The sequence below is a fragment of the Ramlibacter sp. PS4R-6 genome (assembly GCF_037572775.1).
In the GTDB taxonomy this organism is placed as follows: domain Bacteria; phylum Pseudomonadota; class Gammaproteobacteria; order Burkholderiales; family Burkholderiaceae_C; genus Ramlibacter.
The window spans coordinates 259,247-278,908 of sequence record NZ_JBBHKA010000001.1; the positions used below are offsets into that span (position 1 = coordinate 259,247).

Sequence of the window (19,662 nt, forward strand, 5' to 3'; positions counted from 1 at the left end):
GCCGCTTCAGGCTTGGCGCAATTTGAAGCGCTGCAGCTTGCCGGTCTCGGTGCGCGGCAGCGTGGCGACGAACTCGATCTCGCGCGGGTACTTGAAGGGCGCGATCGAGGCCTTGACGTGGTCCTGCAGCGTCTTCGCCATTGCGTCACCGGGCGCGTTGCCCGGCTTGAGCACGACGAAGGCCTTCACGATCATGCCGCGCTCCTCGTCGGGCTTGCCGATCACGCCGCACTCCGCCACGGCCGGATGGCGCAGCAGCGCATCCTCGACCTCGGGCCCGCCGACGTTGTAGCCGGCCGTGATGATCATGTCGTCGGCGCGCGCCTGGTAGAAGAAGTAGCCGTCGTCGTCCTGCACGAAGGCGTCGCCCGGGTAGTTCCAGCCGTCCTTCACGTAATTCGCCTGCCGCGCGTCGTCGAGGTACTTGCAGCCCGTGGGGCCGATCACCACGAGCTTGCCGATGGTGCCCCGCGGCACTTCCCTGCCCTCGTCGTCGACCACCTTCGCGGTGTAGCCGGGCACCACCTTGCCGATGGCGCCGCGCTTCACCTCTTCGGGCGGCGAGGAGATGAAGATGTGGAACATCTCCGTGGCGCCGATGCCGTCGATCATCTCGATGCCGGAGGCTTCCTTCCACAGCTGGCGCGTGGCGTCGGGCAGGCCCTCGCCGGCGCTCACGCTCAGGCGCAGCTTCGCCACGCCGCGCTGCTTCGCGAAAGGCGCCATCGCGCGGTAGAAGGTAGGCGCCGTGTAGCAGATGGTCGCGCCCACTTCATGGAAGGTCTGGACCATCGACTCCGGCGTGTACGGCGCATCGGGGAAGTACACGCTGGCGCCGGCCCACATCGGGAACATCAGCAACCCGCCCAAACCGAAGGTGAACGCCAGCGGCGGCGAGCCCACCACGATGTCGTCCGGCGTCGCGCGCAGCACGTAGCGCGGCCACGCCTCGCAGGCAGCGAGCACGTCGCGGTGCGTGTGCACGGCGGCCTTGGGCTTGCCGGTGGTGCCCGAGGTGAAAGCCATCAGCGCGATGTCGCCGGCGGCCGTGGGGCAGGCGGCGAAGTTGCCGTCCTTCTGCGCGGCGCGCACCGCGAGGGAGCCCGGCTCGTTCGCCGCGTTGAAGGCGACGACGGTCGCGAGCACGGGCCTGTCCTGGCGTGCGAGCTCCAGTTCTTCGAGCAGCTTGGCGTCGCACAGCGCCACCGTGGGCTGCGCCTTGTCGATGATGTCGCCCAGCTCGCGCGCGCGCAGCAGCGGCATGGTGGCCACGGCGACGAGGCCGGCCTTCACCACCGCGAGCCACGCCAGCGCGAGGCCGACCGAGTTGCCGCCGCGTAGCAGCACGCGGTTGCCGGGCACGAGCTTCAGGTCTTCCACCAGCACGCGGCAGATGCGGTCGACCCGCTCGCGCACGTCGCCGTAGGTCAGCACGATCTTCGAGGAGCGCAGCAGCGGCCGGCCGGCCCAGCCCTTGTCGGCAGCCTTGTCGAGCAGCTCCTCCACGAGGTTGGCCCGCGCGGGCAGCTTCAGCTCGGGGCGGTCGTACACCAGCTGGGGCCACTGCGCGGCCGCGGGCAGGCGCTCGTGCACGAAACGGTCGATCTGCGCCGAGCGCGCGTTGTCGCGGGCGTTCATTCCGCCTCCGCCAGGCTGCGCGCGTGGTCCTTCACCTTGCCCAGCAGCTTGTGCAAGGTGGCGATCTCCTTGTCCGACAGTGCGGCGAACGCTTCGAGGATCCAGCGTTCGTGCTGGTGCGCCATGTCATGGAAGAGCTTGCGGCCCTTGGACGTGAGGCGCACGCGGTAGGCGCGGCGGTCGCCCTCGACGTCGACGCGATCCACAAGCCCTTCGGCCGCGAGCTGGTCGGTGATGCCGGTGACGTTGCCGCCGGTGACCATCATGCGGCGCGACAACTCGTTCATCTTCAGCCCATCCGGGGCGCGCTCCAGCTGCGCCATCAGGTCGAAGCGCGGCAAGGTCGTGTCGAAGCGCCCGCGCAGCTGGCTGCGCACCTGCTTTTCCACCAGCTGCGTGCAGGTGAGCAACCTCAGCCACAGGCGCAACGCCTCGGGATGCTCGCTGTGGGCGCGCGCTTCCATGTCCATGGGCCGGGTCCTTTCCAGATTCTGGGAACCTAAATAGTTTAAGCCTCAACGAATCGGTGTCAACACGGATCGGCCCCCATTTGCTACGCTTGCATGGGACGGGTTTCGGCGTTGAAGGGACATCGCGGATGCAACCTTTGGTGCGCAGGATCGAGTCGCGGCTGGCCGGGCTGGCGCAGCCGCTGGCGCTCGTGCTGCCGGGCGGCCAGCGGGTCGGCGCGCCCAACGCCCCGGTGGCGCTGCACTTCTTCGACTGGTCCAGCATGGCCACGCTCGCCGCCGGGCAGATCGGCAAGCTCGCGGAGGACATCGTCGAAGGCCGCGTGCGCCTGCAAGGCCACATGCGCGACGCGATGCAGGTCGCCGCGCAGCTGCTGCCGGGCTCGCCGGTGGGCAGCGACACCGCCTGGTGGACGCAGGTGCTGCGCCGCGCGAAATCGCTGGCGCTGCACACGCCGCAGAAGGACGCGCAGCAGGTCCAGTTCCACTACGACGTCTCCGACGACTTCTACGCGCTGTGGCTGGACCCGCTGCGCGTCTATTCGTGCGCCTACTTCGAACGGCCGGACCTTTCGCTGGCGCAGGCGCAGGAGGCCAAGCTCGACCTCATCTGCCGCAAGCTCATGCTCAAGCCCGGCGACCGCTTCCTCGACATCGGTGCGGGCTGGGGCGGCCTGCTGCTGTGGGCGGCGGAGCACTACGGCGTGGACGCCACCGGCATCACGCTGTCGCGCAACCAGCATGCCTACGTCACGCACCTGGTCGAGCAGAAGCGCCTGCAGGGCCGCGTGCGCATGGAGCTGCGCGACTACCGCGAGCTGGAAGGCTACGGCGAGTACGACAAGATCGCCTCGGTCGGCATGTTCGAGCACGTCGGGCAGGCGAACATGCCCGCGTACTTCGCGAAGATCCGCTCGCTGCTCAAGCCCGGCGGCCTGGTGATGAACCACGGCATCACCACGGGCAACCTCACGGCGGGCCAATTGGGCGCGGGCATGGGCGACTTCATCGAGAAGTACATCTTCCCCGGCGGCGAGCTGCTGCACGTGAGCATGGTGCTGCGCGACCTGGCCGTCGGCGGCCTGGAGATGGTCGACGTGGAGAACCTGCGTCCGCACTACGCGCGCACCCTCTGGTCGTGGTCGGACGGGCTCGAGGCGAAACTTGGCGAGGCGCAGCGCGTGCTGGAGACGACCGGCGAAGGCCGCGACGCGGGCAAGGTGCTGCGCGCCTACCGCCTGTACCTCGCCGGCAGCGCGATGTGCTTCGAGCGCGGCTGGCTCGGGCTGCACCAGGTGCTCGCGACGCGCCCCGACGGCCGGCTCGAAACGGGAACCATCCGCGGCGCACAATCGAGCTACCCATTCAACCGCGACTACATCTACCGGGACGAAGGCTGATGCTCTACAAGTTCAAATCGAAAGCCACCGGCGACCTGATCATGCTGGAGCCCAACGGGCGGCGCGTGCTCCAGGCCATCGGCAAGGACGCCGGCGCGCAGGGGATCATCCAGCCCGGCGAGATGGCGGGCGCCATCGGCGCCCTTGAAAGGGCGATCGCCCAGGAAGAGGCCGAGCAGAAGGCGGCGGTCGACGAAGCGAAGGCCAAGGGCGAAGTGCCCCCCAAGTTCGATGCCGTGTCGCTGCGCCAGCGCGCCGTGCCGTTCATCGACATGCTGCGGCGCGCGGAGAAGGAAAAGGCCGAGGTCGTCTGGGGCGTCTAGTCGACTTTCGCCCCCGAATCCTTCACCACCTTCGCCCACTTCTTCGTCTCGGCGGCGATGTGCCGCGCGAACTCCGCCGGTGTGTTGCCGCTGGGGATCGCGCCCTGCGCGAGGAGCTTTTCCTTCACGGCGGGCGAGTTGAGGGCCTTGGCGACTTCCTGCTGGACGCGGTTGACGATGTCTGCCGGCGTTCCCGCGGGGGCCAGCAGGCCGAACCACGAGGTCGCATCGAAACCCTTCAGCCCCCCGGCCTCCTCGATCGTCGGCACGTCCGGCAGCGCCGCGGAGCGCTGGCGGCTCGTCACGGCCAGGGCCTTCAGCTTGCCGGCCTTGATGTGCGGCAGCGACGCGGGCAGGTTGTCGAACATCACGTCCATCGTGCCCGCGATCATGTCGAGCAGCGCGGGGCCCGAGCCGCGGTAGGGGAAGTGCACGAGGTAGGTGCCCGTCATGCTCTTGAACAGCTCGCCGGCGAGGTGGATCGAGGTGCCGTTGCCGCTCGACGCCATGTTCAGCTTGCCGGGGTGCGCCTTCGCATAGGCGATGAAGTCCTTGACGTTGTTGATGCCCAGCTGCCGCGCCTTCTCGGTCGGCATCTCCATCACGTTCGGCACGCCGGCCACCATGGTGACGGGAACGAAATCCTTGACCGGGTCGTACGGCAGCTTCTGGTACAGCGAGCTGTTGATGGCGTGCGTGCCGACGGTGCCCATCAGCAGCGTGTAGCCGTCGGGCGCCGCGTGCGCCACGACTTCGGTGCCGACGTTGCCGCCCGCGCCCGCACGGTTCTCGACGAAGAACGATTGCCCGAACGCCTTCGTGAGCTCCGGCGCGATGGCGCGCGCCAGGATGTCGGTCGTGCCCGCAGCCGCGAACGGCACGACGATGCGCACCGGCTTGTTCGGCCACGCGCTTTGCGCGAATGCCGGCCCCCCGACTGCGGCTGCCGCGATGGCACCGAGCGCCGAGCGGCGGGAAATATGGGTGTTCTTGGCCACGTTCGTCTCCTTAAAAGCAAAAAAGCCGCCTGTCGCCAGGCGGCTGCAAACCCGGGGGTCTGGAGTTGTCAGTCTGCGTAGACGCCAGCGGCCTTGATGATAGGGCTCCACTTGGCGATCTCGGCGGCAACGAACTTCTTGTGCTCGGCCGGTTCCATGCGCTTGTCGGCGACGACGACGGCGCCCAGGCCTTCCTGCTTCTTGACGAAGTCGGGATCCTTCAGCGCGACCTTGAGCGCGTCGTTGAGCTTCTTCTGGATGTCCGCCGGCGTGCCCTTGGGCGCGTACAGGCCGTGCCAGATGGTCACGTTGAAGCCCTTGAGGCCTTCTTCGTTCAGCGTGGGCAGGTCCTTCAGCGCCGGCGTGGTCAGGCGCTTGGGCGTCGTGACGGCGAAGGCCTTGACCTTCTTGGCCTCGATCTGGCTCGTGGTGTTGGTGGTCTGGTCGCACATCAGGTCGATCTGGCCGCCGATCAGGTCGGTCATGGCCGGGCCGGTGCCCTTGTACGGGACGGGCGTCATGTCGACCTTCACGGCCGACTGGAACAGCAGGCCGCACAGGTGCGAGGCCGAGCCCACGCCCGCGTTGCCCAGGTTGATCTTGCCCTTGTTGGCGTTGATCCACTTCGTCAGCGCCGCGTAGTTGCCGGCCTCGAGCGACGGGCGGCCGATCAGCGTCATCGGCACGTCGTTGATCGCGCCGAGGTACTCGAAGTCGGTCTCGACCTTGAAGGGGATGTTGCGCACGAGCGTGGGCATCGTGGCCATGCCGATGTGGTGCACCAGCAGCGTGTAGCCGTCGGCGGCGGCCTTGGCCACCTTGTTCGCGCCGATGGAGCCGCCGGCGCCGGCGGCGTTGTCCACCACGATGCTCACGCCGCCCAGCGGCTTGCGCATGGCTTCGGCGAGGTCGCGCGCGACGCGGTCGGTCGGGCCGCCGGCCGCGAAGGGCACGATGATGGTGATGGGCTTGTCCTTGGCGGGATAGCCCTGCGCCTGCGCGCCCAGCGTCACCGCGCAGGCGGCGGCCAGCACGGCGAGGGGCTTGAGGATGTTCTTCATGTTCGCTCCTTGAACGGGGGTGTGCCGGGATTGTCCGGCGCGGAGCGTGGGGGGAAATCGCGGGAATTACGTAGCGGGGAACCCGGGGTTTCCCCGCTCAGCCGTCACTTGTAGGAGCGCGCGTCCTCGATCACCTTGCCGTCGTTGGGCAGCGTCCCCGGCTCGACCAGCACCACGTCGCCTCGCAGCTTGGTGACGTCACGGATGGCTTCGCCGATGCGCTCGGGCAGGCCCTGGGGCGCGCCCCGGGCCTCGACCTGGAGCGTCATCACGTCGTTGGCCATCTCGCCGCTGACCACCAGCCTCGCCTTGACCACCTCGGGGAAACGCCGCGCGATGTCCGCGACCTGCCCCGGGTGCACGAACATGCCGCGGATCTTGGTAGTCTGGTCGGCGCGGCCCAGCCAGCCCTTGATGCGCTGGTTGGTGCGGCCGGTCGGGCAGGTGCCCGGCAAGACCGCGGAGAGGTCGCCGGTGCCGAAGCGGATGAGCGGGTAATCGGGGTTGAGCGTGGTGACGACGACCTCGCCCACCTCACCTTGCGCCACCGGGTCGCCGGTGCCCGGGCGGACGATCTCGACGATCACGCCTTCGTCCACCACCATGCCTTCGCGCGCCGCGGTCTCGTACGCGATCAGGCCCAGGTCGGCCGTGGCGTAGCTCTGGAACACGTCGATGCCGTGCCCCGCGAACCAGTCGCGCAGCGACGGCGGCAGCGCCTCGCCGCCGGTCATTGCCTTGCGCAGGCTCGAGATGTCGGAGCCCGCCTCCTTCGCCTTCTCGACCAGGATGCGCAGGAAGCTCGGCGTGCCGGCATAGCCGGTGGGCCGCAGGTCCGCGATCGCCTGCAGTTGCTGCTCGGTCTGGCCCGTCCCCGCGGGGAAGACGGTGCAACCCACCGCGAACAGGGCCGACTCCATGATGAACGCGCCCGGCGTCATGTGGTAGCTGAAGGCGTTGTGGACGAAGTCCCCTTCGCGGAAACCCGCCGCATAGAACGCACGCGCGGCGCGCCAGTAGTCAGCGGCTACGCCTTCCGGCTCGTAGATCGGCCCGGGCGATGCGTAGATGCGGCGCATGCGCCGGCCCTTGCCGATCGCCGAGAACCCGCCGAACGTGTGCTGCGGCCGGCCCGCCTTCTGGCGCTCGTGCAGGTCGGGCTTGCGCGTGACCGGCAGCTTCGCCAGTGCCGCGCGCGAGGTGACGCCCGCGGCGTCCACGCCTTTCAGGATCTCCGCCAGCGCGGACGTGTTCGCCTGCGCGTGCGCCACCTGCTTCGGCAGCGCGGCGAGCAGCTCGCGTTCGCGCTGCTCGTGCGGGCGCGTCTCGAGTGCGTCGAAAAACTCGGCCATGTTCCTTCCCCCTAGGCCAGCCAGCGCTTGCGCCTCTTGTAGCTCTTGACGTCGCGGAAGGACTTGCGCTCGCTGCCGCCCACGCCCAGGTAGAACTCCTTGACGTCTTCGTTGTTCGCGAGCTCCGCGGCCGGCCCGTCCATCACCACGCGGCCGCTTTCCATGATGTAGCCGTAGTCGGCGTACTTCAGCGCCATGTTGGTGTTCTGCTCCGCGAGCAGCACCGTCACGCGCTCCTTCGCGTTGAGGTCCTTCACGATCTCGAACACTTCCTCCACGATCTGCGGCGCGAGGCCCATCGACGGCTCGTCCAGCAGCACGAGGGAGGGGCTGGCCATCAGCGCGCGGCCGATGGCGCACATCTGCTGCTCGCCGCCCGAGGTGTACGCCGCCTGCGAGGTGCGGCGCACCTTCAGGCGCGGGAAGTAGGTGTAGACCTTCTCGAGGTTGCGGGCCACTTCGGCCTTGTCGGTGCGCGTGTACGCGCCCGTGAGCAGGTTTTCCTCGATGGTCAGGTGCGCGAAGCAGTGGCGGCCTTCCATCACCTGCACCACGCCGCGCTGGACCAGGTCGGCGGGCGTCAGGTTCTCGATGCGCTCGCCGCGCAGCTCGATCGAGCCCTTGGTCACCTCGCCGCGCTCGCCCTTGAGCAGGTTCGACACCGCCCGCAACGTCGTCGTCTTGCCGGCGCCGTTGCCGCCCAGCAGCGCGACGATCTGCCCGTCGGCCACCTGCAGCGAGACGCCTTTCAGGACGAGGATCACATGGTTGTAGATGACCTCGATGCCATTGACGTTGAGAACGATGTTCGAACCGCTCATGGGATCAGCTCTGGCAGTCCGCGGGCGTACGCGCAGTGAGTTTCTTTTCCTGTGCGTACTTGGCGGCCGTGGTGCGGATCAGCGGCTTGATCACCTGCTCGTCGGCCTGCAGCCAGTCGCTGGTGAACTGCCACTTGCCGCCGTCCCAGGTGTGGATGCGGGCCCAGGCGGCGCCCATGTGGTCCACGCACGAGGTGCTGATCGGGCGCATCACGCCGCCGAAGCCCAGCGCATCCAGCTTGGCCTGCGTGAGGTTCAGGTTTTCCATGCCCCAGCGCACCTGTTCGCCGGTCATGACCTTGCCCTTGCCGTAGCGCTCCTGCGCCGAGCGGATGCCTTCCACGCCCAGCATCGCGCTCATCGCGCCGCGCATGTACAGCACCTGGCCGACCTCGTCCTTCGGTCCCGTGCCCTGGCCCTTGCCGTGCACCTTCTCCAGGATCTCCTTCACGACCTTGGACTGCGGCTCGGCGCCGTGCTGCATCGTCACCGCGTTGTAGCCCTTGGCGCCGTCGCCCACGTCCTTCACGTCCGGCTCCGCGCCCGACCACCACACGCCGTACATCTTGTCGCGCGGGAAGCCGGTGGCCACGGCCTCCTTCAGGGCGGTGGAGTTCATCACGCCCCAGCCCCACAGCAGCACGTAGTCGGGACGGTTCTGGCGGATCTGCAGCCAGGTGGCCTTCTGCTCGACGCCGGGGGGCGCCACCGGCAGCAGCGAGAGCTGGAAGCCGTGCATGCCGGCGCGCTCCTGCAGCAGCGGGATCGGCTCCTTGCCATACGGGCTGTCGTGGTAGACGAGCGTGACCTTCTTGCCCCTGAGCTTGTCCCAGCCGCCTTCCTTCTTGGCGATGGCCTGCATGATGGCGTCGGCCGCGACCCAGTAGGTGCCCGCGATCGGGAAGTTCCACTTGAACACGGTGCCGTCGGCGCTTTCGCTGCGGCCGTAGCCGATGCTCAGCAGCGGGATCTTGTCGCCGGGCGCCTTCTCGGTGATGGCGAAGGTCGCGCCGGTGGACAGCGGCTGCACGAAGGACGCGCCGCCGTTCTTGCCCTTCAGGCGCTCGTAGCACTCCACGCTGCGCGCGGTGTCGTAGCCGGTCTCGCATTCCTCGAAGGAGAGCTTCACGCCGTTGAGCCCGCCGCGCGCGTTGACCAGCTTCAGGTAGTCGACGAAGCCGTTGGCCCAGGGCGTGCCGTTGGGCGCGTACGCGCCGGTGCGGTACGACAGCACCGGGATGAACTGCTCCTTGGCCTGCGCCCACACGGAGCCTATGGACGCCGCGAGGGCCGCGGCAACAACCACCTTGAGCAACTTCATACCTGTCTCCTTTGTATAGGTTGAAACGACACCAGTGAAATCAATGCGGGAAGGGCCACAGGCGCAGCTTCTGCTTGCCGATGGACCACAGCTTCGCGAGACCGTGCGGCTCGACGATCAGGAACCAGACGATGAGCGCGCCGAAGATCATGAACTCGGCATGCGTGATGCCGGCGGTGGAGATCGTCACGCCGAAAGCCGCACCCACGGCGGGCAGCGCCTGGCTCAGGAAGATGGGCAGCACCGTGATGAAGGCCGCGCCGTAGAAGCTGCCCACGATGGAGCCCATGCCGCCGATGATCACCATGAACAGCAGGCGGAAGGACATGTCGACCGAGAAGGCCGCCGGCTCCCACGCGCCGAGGTAGACGAAGGCCCACAGCGCGCCCGACACGCCGACGATGAAGGAGCTGACCGCGAAGGCCGTGAGCTTGGCGTACATGGGGCGGATGCCGATCACGGCCGCCGCGACGTCCATGTCGCGGATGGCCATCCACTCGCGGCCGATCGCGCTGCGCACCAGGTTCTTCGCCAGCAGCGCCATCACCACCAGGAACGCCAGGCAGAAGACGTACTTCGCGTGGGCGCTCTCGATCGGGAAGCCGAAGACCTGCAGGTTGGAGATGGCCACCGAGCCCGAGGGCGTGTTGAGCGTGAACCACTTGATGCGCAGGAACATCCAGTCGGCGAAGAACTGCGCCGCCAGCGTCGCGACCGCCAGGTACAGGCCTTTCACGCGCAGGCTGGGCAGGCCGAAGATCATCCCGAACACCGTCGCGCACAGGCCGCCCAGCAGGATGGCCGGCACCAGCGGCATGCCGTCGATGCGCATGATGATGTTGTAGGCGCCGTAGGCGCCCACCGCCATGAAGGCGCCGGAGCCCAGCGAAATCTGCCCGCAATAGCCGACGAGGATGTTCACCCCCAGCGCGGCGAGCGACATGATCACGAAGGGGATCAGGATGGCGCGGAACATGTAGTCCGACGCGAGCATCGGCACGAGGATGAACGACGCGAGGATGAAGGCGGCGATCACCCACCGGTCCTGCAGGATCGGGAAGATCTGCTGGTCGGCGCGGTAGCTGGTCTTGAACTGGCCGTTTTCGCGGTAGATCATGGTCGGTGCCTCAGACGCGGTCGATGATCTTCTCCCCGAACAGGCCTTGCGGCCTGACGAGGAGCACGAGCAGCGCCAGCATGTATGCGAACCAGATCTCGATGCCGCCACCGACCATCGGGCCGATGTAGACCTCCGAGAGCTTCTCGCCCACGCCGATGATCAGCCCGCCGATGATGGCGCCGGGCACCGACGTGAGGCCGCCGAGAATCACGACAGGCAACGCACGCAGCGCAACGGTCGCCAGCGAGAACTGCACGCCGAGCTTCGATCCCCAGATGATCCCGGCGACGAGCGCGACGACACCCGCCACGCACCACACGATCACCCAGATGCGGTTGAGCGGGATGCCGATGGACTGCGCGGCCTGGTGGTCGTCGGCCACCGCGCGCAGCGCGCGGCCCGTGCTGGTCTTCTGGAAGAACAGCGTGAGCAGGCCCACCAGCGCTGCGGCGATGACGGCCGCGATCATGTCTTCCTTGGACAGCAGCACGCCGCCCTGGAAGGTGGACTCCAGCACGATGGTCGGGTCCTTGGGCATGCCCACGTCGATCTTGTAGATGTCGTTGCCGAAGATCGACTGGCCCACGCCGTCGAGGAAGTAGGTGATGCCCAGCGTCGCCATCAGCAGCGTCGCGCCTTCCTGGTTGACGAGGTGGCGCAGCACCAGCTTCTCGATCAGCCAGGCGACGGCGAACATGACCAGGCCCGCCGCGATGAACGCCAGCACGTTGGCAAGGATCGGGTTCTGGAAGCCCAGCCACTTCGGCAGCCATTCCGCGAATCGAGCCATCGCCAGCGCCGCGAACAGCACCATCGCGCCCTGCGCGAAGTTGAAGACGCCCGAGGCCTTGAAGATCAGCACGAAGCCCAGCGCCACGAGCGAATACAGCATGCCCGTCATCAGGCCGCCCATCAGTGTTTCGAGGAAGAAGCCCATGTCAGTGTGAAGTTCCGAGGTAGGCCTTGATGACGTCCGGGTTGGCGCGCACGTCGTTGGGGGCGCCGTCGCCGATCTTCTTGCCGTAGTCCAGCACCACCACGCGGTCGCTGATGTCCATCACCACGCCCATGTCGTGCTCGATCAGCACCACGGTCGTGCCGAACTCGTCGTTCACGTCCAGCACGAAGCGGCACATGTCCTGCTTTTCCTCGACGTTCATGCCGGCCATGGGTTCGTCGAGCAGCAACAGCTTGGGCTCCATCGCCAGCGCGCGGCCCAGGTCCACGCGCTTTTGCAGGCCGTAGGGCAGCTGGCCCACGGGCGTCTTGCGATACGCCTGGATTTCCAGGAAGTCGATGATGTGTTCGACGAATTCGCGGTGGCGGATTTCCTCGCGCTCGGCCGGGCCGATGCGGATCGCCTGCAGCAGCAGGTTGCTCTTGATGCGCAGGTTGCGGCCGGTCATGATGTTGTCCAGCACGCTCATCCCCTTGAAGAGCGCCAGGTTCTGGAACGTGCGCGCGATGCCCATCTCGGCCACTTCGCGCGGGTTCATGTGCTTGAACGTCTTGCCACGGAAGGTGATCGAGCCCTGCTGCGGCTGGTACACGCCGTTGATGCAGTTGAGCATGGAGCTCTTGCCCGCGCCGTTGGGGCCGATGATCGCGCGCACCTCGTGCTCGCGCACGTCGAACGAGATGTCGGTGAGCGCCTTCACGCCGCCGAACGCCAGCGAGATGTTGTCGACGTGCAGGATCACGTCGCCGATCTTTCGGCCGGTCGTGGGAGAGACGGCCAGGGCCTGCTCTTTCGCGGCGGCGATCTCTGCTTCGGTCACCATGTTCATGCGGCCGCCTTCACGGGCTGGAACACTTTCGTGTCCTCGATCTTCAACGTGGCCGCCACCTTGCCGGTGCGGCCATCCTCGAACTTCACCTGCGTCTCGACGTACTGTTCCTTCTTGCCGCCGTACAAGGCATCGACCAGCACCAGGTACTTGTCGGCGATGAAGCCGCGGCGGACCTTGTTGGTGCGCGTGAGCTCGCCGTCGTCGGCGTCCAACTCCTTGTGCAGGATGAGGAAGCGGCTCACCTGCGAGCCCGCGAGGCGCTCGTCGGCCGACAGGTCGGCGTTGACCTTCTCGACGCATTCCTTGATCAGTGCGTAGACCTCGGGCTTCTGCGCCAGGTCGGTGTAGCCCGCATACGGCAGGCCGCGCTTCTCGGCCCAGTTGCCCACGGCTTCGAAGTCGATGTTGATCATCACGCACACCAGTTCGCGGCCGTCGCCGTAGGCCACGACTTCCTTGATGTACGGGAAGAACTTCAGCTTGTTCTCGACGTACTTGGGCGCGAACATCGCCCCGTCGTACGCGCCGCCCTTGATGCGGCCCACGTCCTTCACGCGGTCGATGATCTTCAAGTGCCCCTGCGCATCGAGGAAGCCTGCGTCGTTCGTGTGGTACCAACCGTCGGCCGTGAGCACTTCGGCCGTCGCCTGCGGGTTCTTGTAGTAGCCCTTGAGCAGCCCCGGCGAGCGCACCAGCACCTCGCCGCTGTCCGTCACCTTCAGCTCGACGCCACTGATCGGCACGCCGACCGTGTCGGACTTCGCCTGGTCGTCCGGCTGCAGGCAGACGAACACGGCCGTCTCCGTCGACCCATACAGCTGCTTGAGGTTGATGCCGATGGAGCGGTAGAACGTGAACAGGTCCGGCCCGATCGCCTCGCCCGCCGTGTACGCCACGCGCACGCGCGAGAAGCCGAGGTTGTTGCGCAGCGGCCCGTACACCATCACGTCGCCGATCGCGTACAGCAAGCGGTCCATGAAAGCGACGGGCTTCCTGTCCCGCAGCGCCGGGCCCACGCGCTTCGCGAGGTCCATGAACTTGTGGAACATCGTGCGCTTCGTCCAGCCCGCGTCTTCCATGCGGATCATCACCGTGGTGAGCAGGCCTTCGAAGATTCGGGGCGGCGCGAAGTAATACGTGGGGCCGATCTCTTTCAAGTCGATCGCCACGGTGCCCGCCGATTCGGGGCAGTTCACCACGTAGCCGCACGCGAGCCACTGCGCGTACGAAAAGATGTTCTGGCCGATCCACGCCGGCGGCAGGTACGCGAGCACTTCCTCTGCGTGCGTGAGCTTGTCGAACAGGGCACCGGCGTGCGCGCGGTCGAGCAGCGTGCGGTGCGAATGCACGACGCCCTTCGGATTGCCGGTGGTACCCGACGTGAAGAACATCGCCGCCACGTCGTCGGGCACGGCCTTGTCGACTTCGGCCCGGAAGAATTCCGGCTGCCGCGCCGCGTAGGCTTCGCCCGCGGCCATCAGGGCTTCGAGCGACGTGAGGCCCGGCTCGGCGTAGTTGCGCAGGCCGCGCGGGTCGTCGTAGTAGATGTGCGCCAGCTGCGGGCATTGCGCGCGAATCTCGAGCAGCTTGTCGACCTGCTCCTGGTCTTCGGCCAGGGCGAAGCGCACGTCGGCGTTGTTGATGGGGAAGACGCACTCGCCGCCCACCGCGTCCTGGTACAGCGGGATGGGGATGGCGCCGAGCGACTGCGCCGCGAGCATGGTGGCGTACAGGCGCGGGCGGTTGGCGCCGATCACCACCATGTGCTCGCCGCGCGCGAGGCCCGCCTCGTGCAGGCCGCAGGCCACGTGCTCCACCAGCTTCGCCATGCGGGACCACGAATAGGCCTGCCAGATGCCGTACTCCTTCTCGCGCATCGCGGCGTCGTTCGGGCGCTGCGCGGCATGCGCGAGGAGCAGGCGGGGAAAGGTTGTCTCCATGGGCTTCGCTCGGGGTTGGCGCGAATGTAGGACCGACTTTGACGCCAAGTTGTCTTTGCAACGACAATCCTAGGGAAGGTCCTAGTAGGCCCTACCCGCTCCAACCTTCGATGGCCACCGATCTCACGCTGCACCAGCGCCGCCGGGAAGCGACGGCCGAGGAGCTCGCGGGCGTGCCGTGGCTGAAGGTGCTCAAGCCCGACGAATACCGCACCGCCGCCGCCGCCATCCGCGTCAGCGACGCGCAGCCGGGCGACTACGTGTGCCGAGTCGGCCGCCCCGTCACCTACTGGTTCGGCGTGATCGAGGGGCTGCTGAAGATGAGCGCCGACACCGACGACGGCCACACGGTCACCTTCAGCGGCCTGCCGCCCGGTGGCTGGTTCGGCGAGGGCACGGTGCTCAAGCGCGAGGTCTACCGGTACAACATCCAGGCGCTGCGCAAGAGCATCGTCGCGGGCATCCCGGCGGACACCTTCCACTGGCTGCTCGACCATTCGATCGGCTTCAACCGCTTCATCATGAACCAGCTGAACGAGCGGCTGGCGCAGTTCATCTCGGCGCGCGAGATCGACCGCATGAACAACCCCGACCTGCGCGTGGCGCGCAGCCTGGCGGCGCTGTTCAATCCCGTGCTGTTCCCCGGTGTGGGCGACGTCCTGCGCATCACGCAGCAGGAGCTGGCCTACCTCGTCGGCCTGTCGCGCCAGCGCGTGAACGAGGCGCTGGCGACGCTGGAGCAGCAAGGCTCGATCCGCGTGGAGTACGGCGGGCTGCGCGTGCTCGACCTGCAGTCGCTGCGGGCCACCGTCGCGGCCTAGGCCGCGCGGATCGCTTCGTCGATCGCGCGCTCGTGGCGGCCCAGCACCGCCGACCAGTCGAATTCGTGCTGCGCGCGCTCGCGCCCGCGCCGCGACAGCCGCGCGGCCAGCGCGGGTTCCCGCAGCACGCGCGCGATCGCGTGGGCGAAGGCCCCCGCGTCGCCAGGCGCGACGAGCAGTCCGTTGTCGCCGTCGCGCACCACGCTCGGGATGCCGCCGCTGGCGCTGGCCACCAGCGGCAGGCCCGCGGCGTTGGCCTCGCACAGCACGCGCCCCATCGTCTCCACGTCGCGCACGCGCCCGCCCGCGTGGCGGCTCTCGTAGCTCGCCAGCGCGAACACGTCGCTGGCCCAGTAGTAGCGCGGGATGTCCTCGTGCGGCACGCGGCCGGCGAAACGCACCGCGTCGCGCAGGCCCAGCGCCGCGGCGCGCGCTTCGTAGGCGGCGCGCTTGCGGCCGTCGCCCACGACCACCAGGCGCACGCGCGGCGTGGCGGCGCGCAGCGCTGCGACCGCATCGAGCAGCACCTCGACGCCCTTCTTCTCCACGAGCCGGCAGACCGTGAGGACCACCCGGTCCTCCGCCTCGAAGCCCAGCTCGTCACGCGCGAGCCGGCGCCTTCCCTCATCCGCGTCGAAGCGCCGCGCGTCGACACCGCCCGCGACAACGTCCACGCGCTCCGGCGCGACCCCGATCGTGCGCAGCAGGCCGGCCGTGTAGTCGCTGTTGGCGAGGATCGCGTGGTTGCCCGCGGCCGCGGCGCGCATGACGCGCTCGCGCGCCTCGCGCAGCACGCGGTCGACCCAGTTCGGGTGCTGGCCGTGTTCCAGCCACCAGCGCATCGCACGCTGCAAGGCGGGTGAGGCCGCGAGCCCGCTGCACCACGGGTACGGGTAGCCCAGCCAGGGCCGCAGCACGTCGTTGCCGACCGAGCGGCACACGACCGGCACCGGCATGCGGGCGCGCAGCAAGCCGTAGAACACGGTGGACGCATACACGGCATCGGCACGGAAATCGCGCGCGTGCTGCGCGACAGTCGCGAGGTTGTGCCAGTAGCCCAGGCGCGAGAGCACGCGGCGCACCGTGACGCCGCACTCGGCGTCGAACTGCTCGGCCTGCTGCGCGAGGTCGCGGTCGGTGACGCGGTAGGTCAGCACCTCGACCGCATCGGCGCGGTGCGCGAGGTGCTGCGCCAGGTGGCGCGCATGCGTCTGCATGCCGCCCACGGCGGGCGGCCACTCGGTCAGCACGAGCGTCAGTCGCGTCACAATGCGCGTCTCCTCTTTCCCGGCCGCATCTTGCCCGAAGACACCACCCGATTGAACAAGCGCATGGCCGAACTGGGCCTGTGCTCGCGCCGCGAGGCCGACGACTGGATCGCGCGCGGCTGGGTGCGCGTGGACGGCAAGCCCGCGGTCATGGGGCTGCAGGTCGCGCCGGATGCCCGCATCGAGGTCGACCCGCGCGCCCGCGGCGAGCAGCAACAACAGGTGACCGTGCTGCTCCACAAGCCGATCGGCTACGTCAGCGGCCAGGCCGAGGACGGTTACCAGCCGGCCGCGACGCTGGTGCAGGCGCGCACGCACTGGCTGGGCGACCCCAGCAAATTGCGCTACGCGCCGGCGCACTCGCGCGGGCTCGCGCCCGCCGGGCGCCTGGACATCGATTCGACCGGCCTGCTGGTGCTCACGCAGGACGGCCGCATCGCGCGCCACCTCATCGGCGAGTTCAGCGAGGTCGAGAAGGAATACCTGGTGCGCGTGACCTTCGACAACGTCGCGGCGAACGTGCAGGCGGCGTTCCCGCCGGCGCAGCTGGCGCGCCTGCGCCACGGCCTGGCCCTGGATGGCAAGCCGCTGAAGCCCGCGCAGGTGGAGTGGCAGAACCCGGAGCAGCTGCGCTTCGTGCTGACCGAGGGCAAGAAGCGCCAGATCCGCCGCATGTGCGAGCTGGTCGGCCTGAAAGTTGTCGGGCTCAAGCGCATCCGCATCGGCGGGGTGCTCCTGGGGCAGCTGCCCCTGGGGCAATGGCGGTACCTGGCCGCCCACGAACGCTTCTAAAGTCAAACTAATGTGGGCCTAAGTCTGCATCCCTAGACTCCCGCGAAACGCCGCCGAGGAGAAGAAACGATGCACTCGCCCCGCTACCACCGCCTGGCCCTGGCCCTGCTCGCGCTGGCCAGCCTTGCCGCCGCCCTCATGGCCGGCCTCGCCGTGCTCGGCATGACCCTCACGCCGCCGGTTGCCGTCGGCGCCCTCGCCCTCTTCGCCGTCCTCCTGGGCGGCGTGGTCCTGCTGCACAACCAGCTGCGCGAAGCCCGCTGGGACGCGGGCTACCGATTGCGCTGACAATCCAGCCATGCGTGTCCTGCTGGTCGAAGACGACGAGATGATCGGCCAGAGCCTGAAACCGGCTCTGGTGGCCGCAGGCTGGTCGGTCGACTGGGTCAAGGACGGCTCACTGGCGCAAAGCGCGCTTTCCGACGGCGACTACGCCTGCGTGCTGCTCGACCTGGGCCTGCCCAAGAAGGACGGCATCGAAGTGCTGCGCCACGCGCGCAGCACGGGCGACCACACCCCCATCCTGGTGCTCACGGCGCGCGACGGCGTCGACCAGCGCGTGACCGGGCTGGACGTCGGCGCCGACGACTACCTGGTCAAGCCTTATGAACTGCGCGAGCTGCTGGCCCGCATGCGCGCGGTGATCCGCCGCCGCGACGGCGCCGCGCACTCGCTGATCGGCTCGCCGGAGCTGCAGCTGGACCTGACGACGCGCGAAGTCATCGTGCAAGGCGAGCGCTCGCAGCTGTCGCAGCGCGAGTTCGCCCTGTTGCACGCGCTGCTGGAGCGGCCCGGCGCCATCCTCTCGCGCGAACAGCTGGAAAACCGCATCTACGGCTGGGGCGAGGAAGTGAGCAGCAACGCGGTCGACGTCCTGATCCACGGCATGCGCCGCAAGCTCGGGCAGGACACCATCCGCAACGTGCGCGGCCTCGGCTGGCGCATCACCGCTCCCGCAACCGCCAGCCCGCAGGCCCAGCCATGATGAAGATGCATGGCGGGGCGATCGCGCACCCGCATCCCCCTTCCCATGCGCATGGCCATGGCCACACGGCCTGGCACGCGCGCGTGTTCCCCCACGGTCGCATGTGTTCGCTGCGCCGCGCGCTGCTGCTGTGGCTGGTGCCGCTGTTCCTGGTGGTCGGCTTCGCCTCGGCCGCGTTCTCGTACTTCAGCCATGGGCGCATGGTCAACGAGTTCATGGACACGCAGATGGAGCAGCTGGGCCAGTCGCTCTCGGGCCACGAAGGCGACCTGATGCCGCCGCCGCTGTCGGCCGAGCGCATCGAGAAGTGGGGCATGTACATCGTGCAGGTCTGGGACAAGGACGGCACGCTGGCCAAGTCCACCTGGCCGCAGCTGCAGGCGCCGCTGCAGGCCGGCTCCGGCTTCAGCAACGTCATGGCCGACGGCAAGGACTGGCGCGTGTACACCACCGTGGCCAGCGGCACCGGCAAGCGCGTGCAGGTCCTGCAGTGCGGCGTGTTCCGCAAGCACCTCGCGGTGGAACAGGCGGTGGCGTCGCTCGCGCCGGTGCTGATCCTGCTGCCGCTGGCGATCTTCGTGCTGTGGGGCGTGGCGCGCGCCGTATCGCTGGCCGTCACCGACATCGGCCGCAAGGCCGAGACGCAGGACTTCAACACCATCACCGAGCTGCCGCTGGACCGCGTGCCGCACGAGATCCAGCCGCTGGTCATCTCCTTCAACGGCCTGCTCACGCGCCTGCGCAACGCCTTCGACGCCAAGCGCCGCTTCGTGCAGGACGCCGCGCACGAGCTGCGCACGCCGCTCACAGCCCTGTCGCTGCAGCTGGAGAACCTGCGCCGCGAGATCCCGGCCGAGTCGTGCCAGCAAAGCTTCGCGCAGCTCGAAGGCGGCGTGCAGCGCGCCACGCGCCTGGTGGACCAGATGCTGAAGATGACGCGCCAGGAGGCCGACGCGGCCGAAGCGCGCCGCGACATGGACCTGAACGCGCAGGTGCGCGAGAGCATCGGCGCGCTGATCGCGCTGGCCGACCAGCGCGGCATCGACCTCGGCGTGGCCGGCGGCGGCGCGGCGTCCGCGCCGTGGCACTGCTCGCCCGGCGACCTGCGCAGCGTGATCGACAACCTGATCGAGAACGCGCTGCGCTACACGCCCGAAGGCGGCGTGGTCGACGTTCACGTGTCCTGCATCGACGGCAAGCCCGCCATCGAAGTGATCGACACCGGCCCGGGCATCCCGCCCGAGATGATGGAGCGCGTGTTCGACCGCTTCTTCCGCGTGCCGGGCAGCGACGTGCGCGGCAGCGGCCTGGGCCTGGCCATCGCGCGCGCGGCCGCCGAGCGCTGCGGCCTGCGCATCGTGCTGCGCAACCGCACGGACCGCAGCGGCCTCGTCGCGCGCATCGAAGCCGCCTGAGCTTCGCGGCAGCTGCTAAGACGCAGCTAAGCCAATGCTAAGCGTCACCTAAAGACGCGCTTTTACAGTGACAACACGGTCGATGCTGAAACGAATCAACAGCACCGAACGCTGTCAAGAAACTCCCTGAGTCCCTCAGTCACTGTT

The 19,662-nt window shown here is 68.3% G+C and carries 19 protein-coding genes; 7 read left to right on the forward strand and 12 right to left on the reverse strand.

The window, feature by feature from the left end; genetic code table 11:
- Nucleotides 1–6 precede the first annotated feature (6 nt).
- Both WG903_RS01275 and WG903_RS01280 read right to left on the reverse strand, forming a co-directional pair.
- Nucleotides 7–1,638, reverse strand: coding sequence for an AMP-binding protein (locus tag WG903_RS01275; RefSeq protein ID WP_340072372.1), 1,632 nt, complete (start codon nt 1,636–1,638; stop codon nt 7–9).
- Nucleotides 1,635–2,108, reverse strand: coding sequence for a MarR family winged helix-turn-helix transcriptional regulator (locus WG903_RS01280; protein WP_340072373.1), 474 nt, complete (start codon nt 2,106–2,108; stop codon nt 1,635–1,637). Before WG903_RS01280 ends, WG903_RS01275 begins: the two co-directional genes overlap by 4 nt.
- Nucleotides 2,109–2,236: 128 nt before the next feature.
- Here WG903_RS01280 and WG903_RS01285 point away from each other — a divergent pair, with 128 nt between their 5' ends.
- Together WG903_RS01285 and WG903_RS01290 are read left to right on the forward strand one after the other, a co-directional pair.
- On the forward strand, nt 2,237–3,508 hold the full coding sequence (locus WG903_RS01285; protein ID WP_340072374.1) for a class I SAM-dependent methyltransferase: 1,272 nt from the start codon (nt 2,237–2,239) through the stop codon (nt 3,506–3,508).
- Nucleotides 3,508–3,831: a DUF1840 domain-containing protein gene (locus WG903_RS01290; protein ID WP_340072375.1), complete on the forward strand. Its 324-nt coding sequence runs from the start codon at nt 3,508–3,510 to the stop codon at nt 3,829–3,831. Before WG903_RS01285 ends, WG903_RS01290 begins: the two co-directional genes overlap by 1 nt.
- Here WG903_RS01290 and WG903_RS01295 read toward each other — a convergent pair.
- The 9 genes from WG903_RS01295 to WG903_RS01335 all read right to left on the reverse strand — a co-directional run bounded on the left by WG903_RS01295 (nt 3,828) and on the right by WG903_RS01335 (nt 14,234).
- On the reverse strand, nt 3,828–4,829 hold the full coding sequence (locus WG903_RS01295; RefSeq protein ID WP_340072376.1) for a tripartite tricarboxylate transporter substrate binding protein: 1,002 nt from the start codon (nt 4,827–4,829) through the stop codon (nt 3,828–3,830). The two genes, WG903_RS01290 and WG903_RS01295, sit on opposite strands and share 4 nt — an antisense overlap.
- 68 nt (nt 4,830–4,897) lie before the next feature.
- Entirely contained in the window at nt 4,898–5,890 is a 993-nt protein-coding gene (locus WG903_RS01300) for a tripartite tricarboxylate transporter substrate-binding protein (RefSeq protein WP_340072377.1), read from the reverse strand.
- 104 nt (nt 5,891–5,994) lie between these two features.
- Nucleotides 5,995–7,242 (reverse strand): phenylacetate--CoA ligase family protein, encoded by a 1,248-nt coding sequence (locus WG903_RS01305; protein WP_340072378.1) that lies wholly within the window; start codon nt 7,240–7,242, stop codon nt 5,995–5,997.
- Between the two features lie 11 nt (nt 7,243–7,253).
- A complete protein-coding gene (locus WG903_RS01310; RefSeq protein WP_340072379.1) occupies nt 7,254–8,063 on the reverse strand; it encodes an ABC transporter ATP-binding protein in 810 nt (269 codons plus the stop codon).
- A gap of 4 nt (nt 8,064–8,067) precedes the next feature.
- Complete coding sequence (locus tag WG903_RS01315; protein ID WP_340072380.1) at nt 8,068–9,384, reverse strand: ABC transporter substrate-binding protein; 1,317 nt, start codon at nt 9,382–9,384, stop codon at nt 8,068–8,070.
- A gap of 40 nt (nt 9,385–9,424) precedes the next feature.
- Nucleotides 9,425–10,501 (reverse strand): branched-chain amino acid ABC transporter permease, encoded by a 1,077-nt coding sequence (locus WG903_RS01320; RefSeq protein WP_340072381.1) that lies wholly within the window; start codon nt 10,499–10,501, stop codon nt 9,425–9,427.
- Nucleotides 10,502–10,511: 10 nt separating this feature from the next.
- Nucleotides 10,512–11,441, reverse strand: coding sequence for a branched-chain amino acid ABC transporter permease (locus tag WG903_RS01325; RefSeq protein ID WP_340072382.1), 930 nt, complete (start codon nt 11,439–11,441; stop codon nt 10,512–10,514).
- A 1-nt stretch (nt 11,442) separates the two neighbouring features.
- The gene (locus tag WG903_RS01330; protein ID WP_445263620.1) at nt 11,443–12,285 is read right to left on the reverse strand and encodes an ABC transporter ATP-binding protein; all 843 of its coding nucleotides are present in this window, start codon (nt 12,283–12,285) and stop codon (nt 11,443–11,445) included.
- Nucleotides 12,286–12,287: 2 nt separating this feature from the next.
- Complete coding sequence (locus tag WG903_RS01335) at nt 12,288–14,234, reverse strand: AMP-dependent synthetase/ligase (RefSeq protein ID WP_340072384.1); 1,947 nt, start codon at nt 14,232–14,234, stop codon at nt 12,288–12,290.
- Between the two features lie 110 nt (nt 14,235–14,344).
- Between WG903_RS01335 and WG903_RS01340 the strand changes: the two genes are divergently transcribed.
- Nucleotides 14,345–15,055 carry a Crp/Fnr family transcriptional regulator gene (locus tag WG903_RS01340; protein ID WP_340072385.1) on the forward strand — a complete coding sequence of 237 codons (711 nt, stop codon included), beginning with the start codon at nt 14,345–14,347 and terminating at the stop codon, nt 15,053–15,055.
- On the opposite strand, the gene WG903_RS01345 is transcribed toward WG903_RS01340, so the two are convergent.
- Nucleotides 15,052–16,323, reverse strand: coding sequence for a glycosyltransferase family 4 protein (locus WG903_RS01345; RefSeq protein ID WP_340072386.1), 1,272 nt, complete (start codon nt 16,321–16,323; stop codon nt 15,052–15,054). The two genes, WG903_RS01340 and WG903_RS01345, sit on opposite strands and share 4 nt — an antisense overlap.
- A gap of 63 nt (nt 16,324–16,386) precedes the next feature.
- On the opposite strand from WG903_RS01345, the gene WG903_RS01350 reads away from it, so the two are divergent.
- From WG903_RS01350 to WG903_RS01365, 4 genes are all read left to right on the forward strand, one after another.
- Entirely contained in the window at nt 16,387–17,115 is a 729-nt protein-coding gene (locus WG903_RS01350; protein WP_340078180.1) for a pseudouridine synthase, read from the forward strand.
- A 69-nt stretch (nt 17,116–17,184) separates the two neighbouring features.
- On the forward strand, nt 17,185–17,403 hold the full coding sequence (locus tag WG903_RS01355) for a hypothetical protein (RefSeq protein WP_340072387.1): 219 nt from the start codon (nt 17,185–17,187) through the stop codon (nt 17,401–17,403).
- A gap of 10 nt (nt 17,404–17,413) precedes the next feature.
- Nucleotides 17,414–18,100 carry a response regulator gene (locus WG903_RS01360; RefSeq protein WP_340072388.1) on the forward strand — a complete coding sequence of 229 codons (687 nt, stop codon included), beginning with the start codon at nt 17,414–17,416 and terminating at the stop codon, nt 18,098–18,100.
- Nucleotides 18,097–19,515: a sensor histidine kinase gene (locus WG903_RS01365; protein WP_340072389.1), complete on the forward strand. Its 1,419-nt coding sequence runs from the start codon at nt 18,097–18,099 to the stop codon at nt 19,513–19,515. The genes WG903_RS01360 and WG903_RS01365 overlap by 4 nt, the downstream gene beginning before the upstream one ends.
- Nucleotides 19,516–19,662: the final 147 nt, after the last annotated feature.

What these genes read in the sequence shown, in the direction of transcription:
- WG903_RS01350 (WP_340078180.1), top strand. Translation starts at nt 16,387, where the DNA reads ATGGCCGAACTGGGCCTGTGCTCGCGCCGCGAGGCCGACGACTGGATC.
- WG903_RS01275 (WP_340072372.1), bottom strand. Translation starts at nt 1,638, where the DNA reads ATGAACGCCCGCGACAACGCGCGCTCGGCGCAGATCGACCGTTTCGTG.
- WG903_RS01305 (WP_340072378.1), bottom strand. Translation starts at nt 7,242, where the DNA reads ATGGCCGAGTTTTTCGACGCACTCGAGACGCGCCCGCACGAGCAGCGC.
- WG903_RS01280 (WP_340072373.1), bottom strand. Translation starts at nt 2,108, where the DNA reads ATGGACATGGAAGCGCGCGCCCACAGCGAGCATCCCGAGGCGTTGCGC.
- WG903_RS01285 (WP_340072374.1), top strand. Translation starts at nt 2,237, where the DNA reads ATGCAACCTTTGGTGCGCAGGATCGAGTCGCGGCTGGCCGGGCTGGCG.
- WG903_RS01310 (WP_340072379.1), bottom strand. Translation starts at nt 8,063, where the DNA reads ATGAGCGGTTCGAACATCGTTCTCAACGTCAATGGCATCGAGGTCATC.
- WG903_RS01335 (WP_340072384.1), bottom strand. Translation starts at nt 14,234, where the DNA reads ATGGAGACAACCTTTCCCCGCCTGCTCCTCGCGCATGCCGCGCAGCGC.
- WG903_RS01360 (WP_340072388.1), top strand. Translation starts at nt 17,414, where the DNA reads ATGCGTGTCCTGCTGGTCGAAGACGACGAGATGATCGGCCAGAGCCTG.
- WG903_RS01330 (WP_445263620.1), bottom strand. Translation starts at nt 12,285, where the DNA reads ATGGTGACCGAAGCAGAGATCGCCGCCGCGAAAGAGCAGGCCCTGGCC.
- WG903_RS01300 (WP_340072377.1), bottom strand. Translation starts at nt 5,890, where the DNA reads ATGAAGAACATCCTCAAGCCCCTCGCCGTGCTGGCCGCCGCCTGCGCG.
- WG903_RS01325 (WP_340072382.1), bottom strand. Translation starts at nt 11,441, where the DNA reads ATGGGCTTCTTCCTCGAAACACTGATGGGCGGCCTGATGACGGGCATG.
- WG903_RS01340 (WP_340072385.1), top strand. Translation starts at nt 14,345, where the DNA reads ATGGCCACCGATCTCACGCTGCACCAGCGCCGCCGGGAAGCGACGGCC.
- WG903_RS01365 (WP_340072389.1), top strand. Translation starts at nt 18,097, where the DNA reads ATGATGAAGATGCATGGCGGGGCGATCGCGCACCCGCATCCCCCTTCC.
- WG903_RS01355 (WP_340072387.1), top strand. Translation starts at nt 17,185, where the DNA reads ATGCACTCGCCCCGCTACCACCGCCTGGCCCTGGCCCTGCTCGCGCTG.
- WG903_RS01315 (WP_340072380.1), bottom strand. Translation starts at nt 9,384, where the DNA reads ATGAAGTTGCTCAAGGTGGTTGTTGCCGCGGCCCTCGCGGCGTCCATA.
- WG903_RS01290 (WP_340072375.1), top strand. Translation starts at nt 3,508, where the DNA reads ATGCTCTACAAGTTCAAATCGAAAGCCACCGGCGACCTGATCATGCTG.
- WG903_RS01320 (WP_340072381.1), bottom strand. Translation starts at nt 10,501, where the DNA reads ATGATCTACCGCGAAAACGGCCAGTTCAAGACCAGCTACCGCGCCGAC.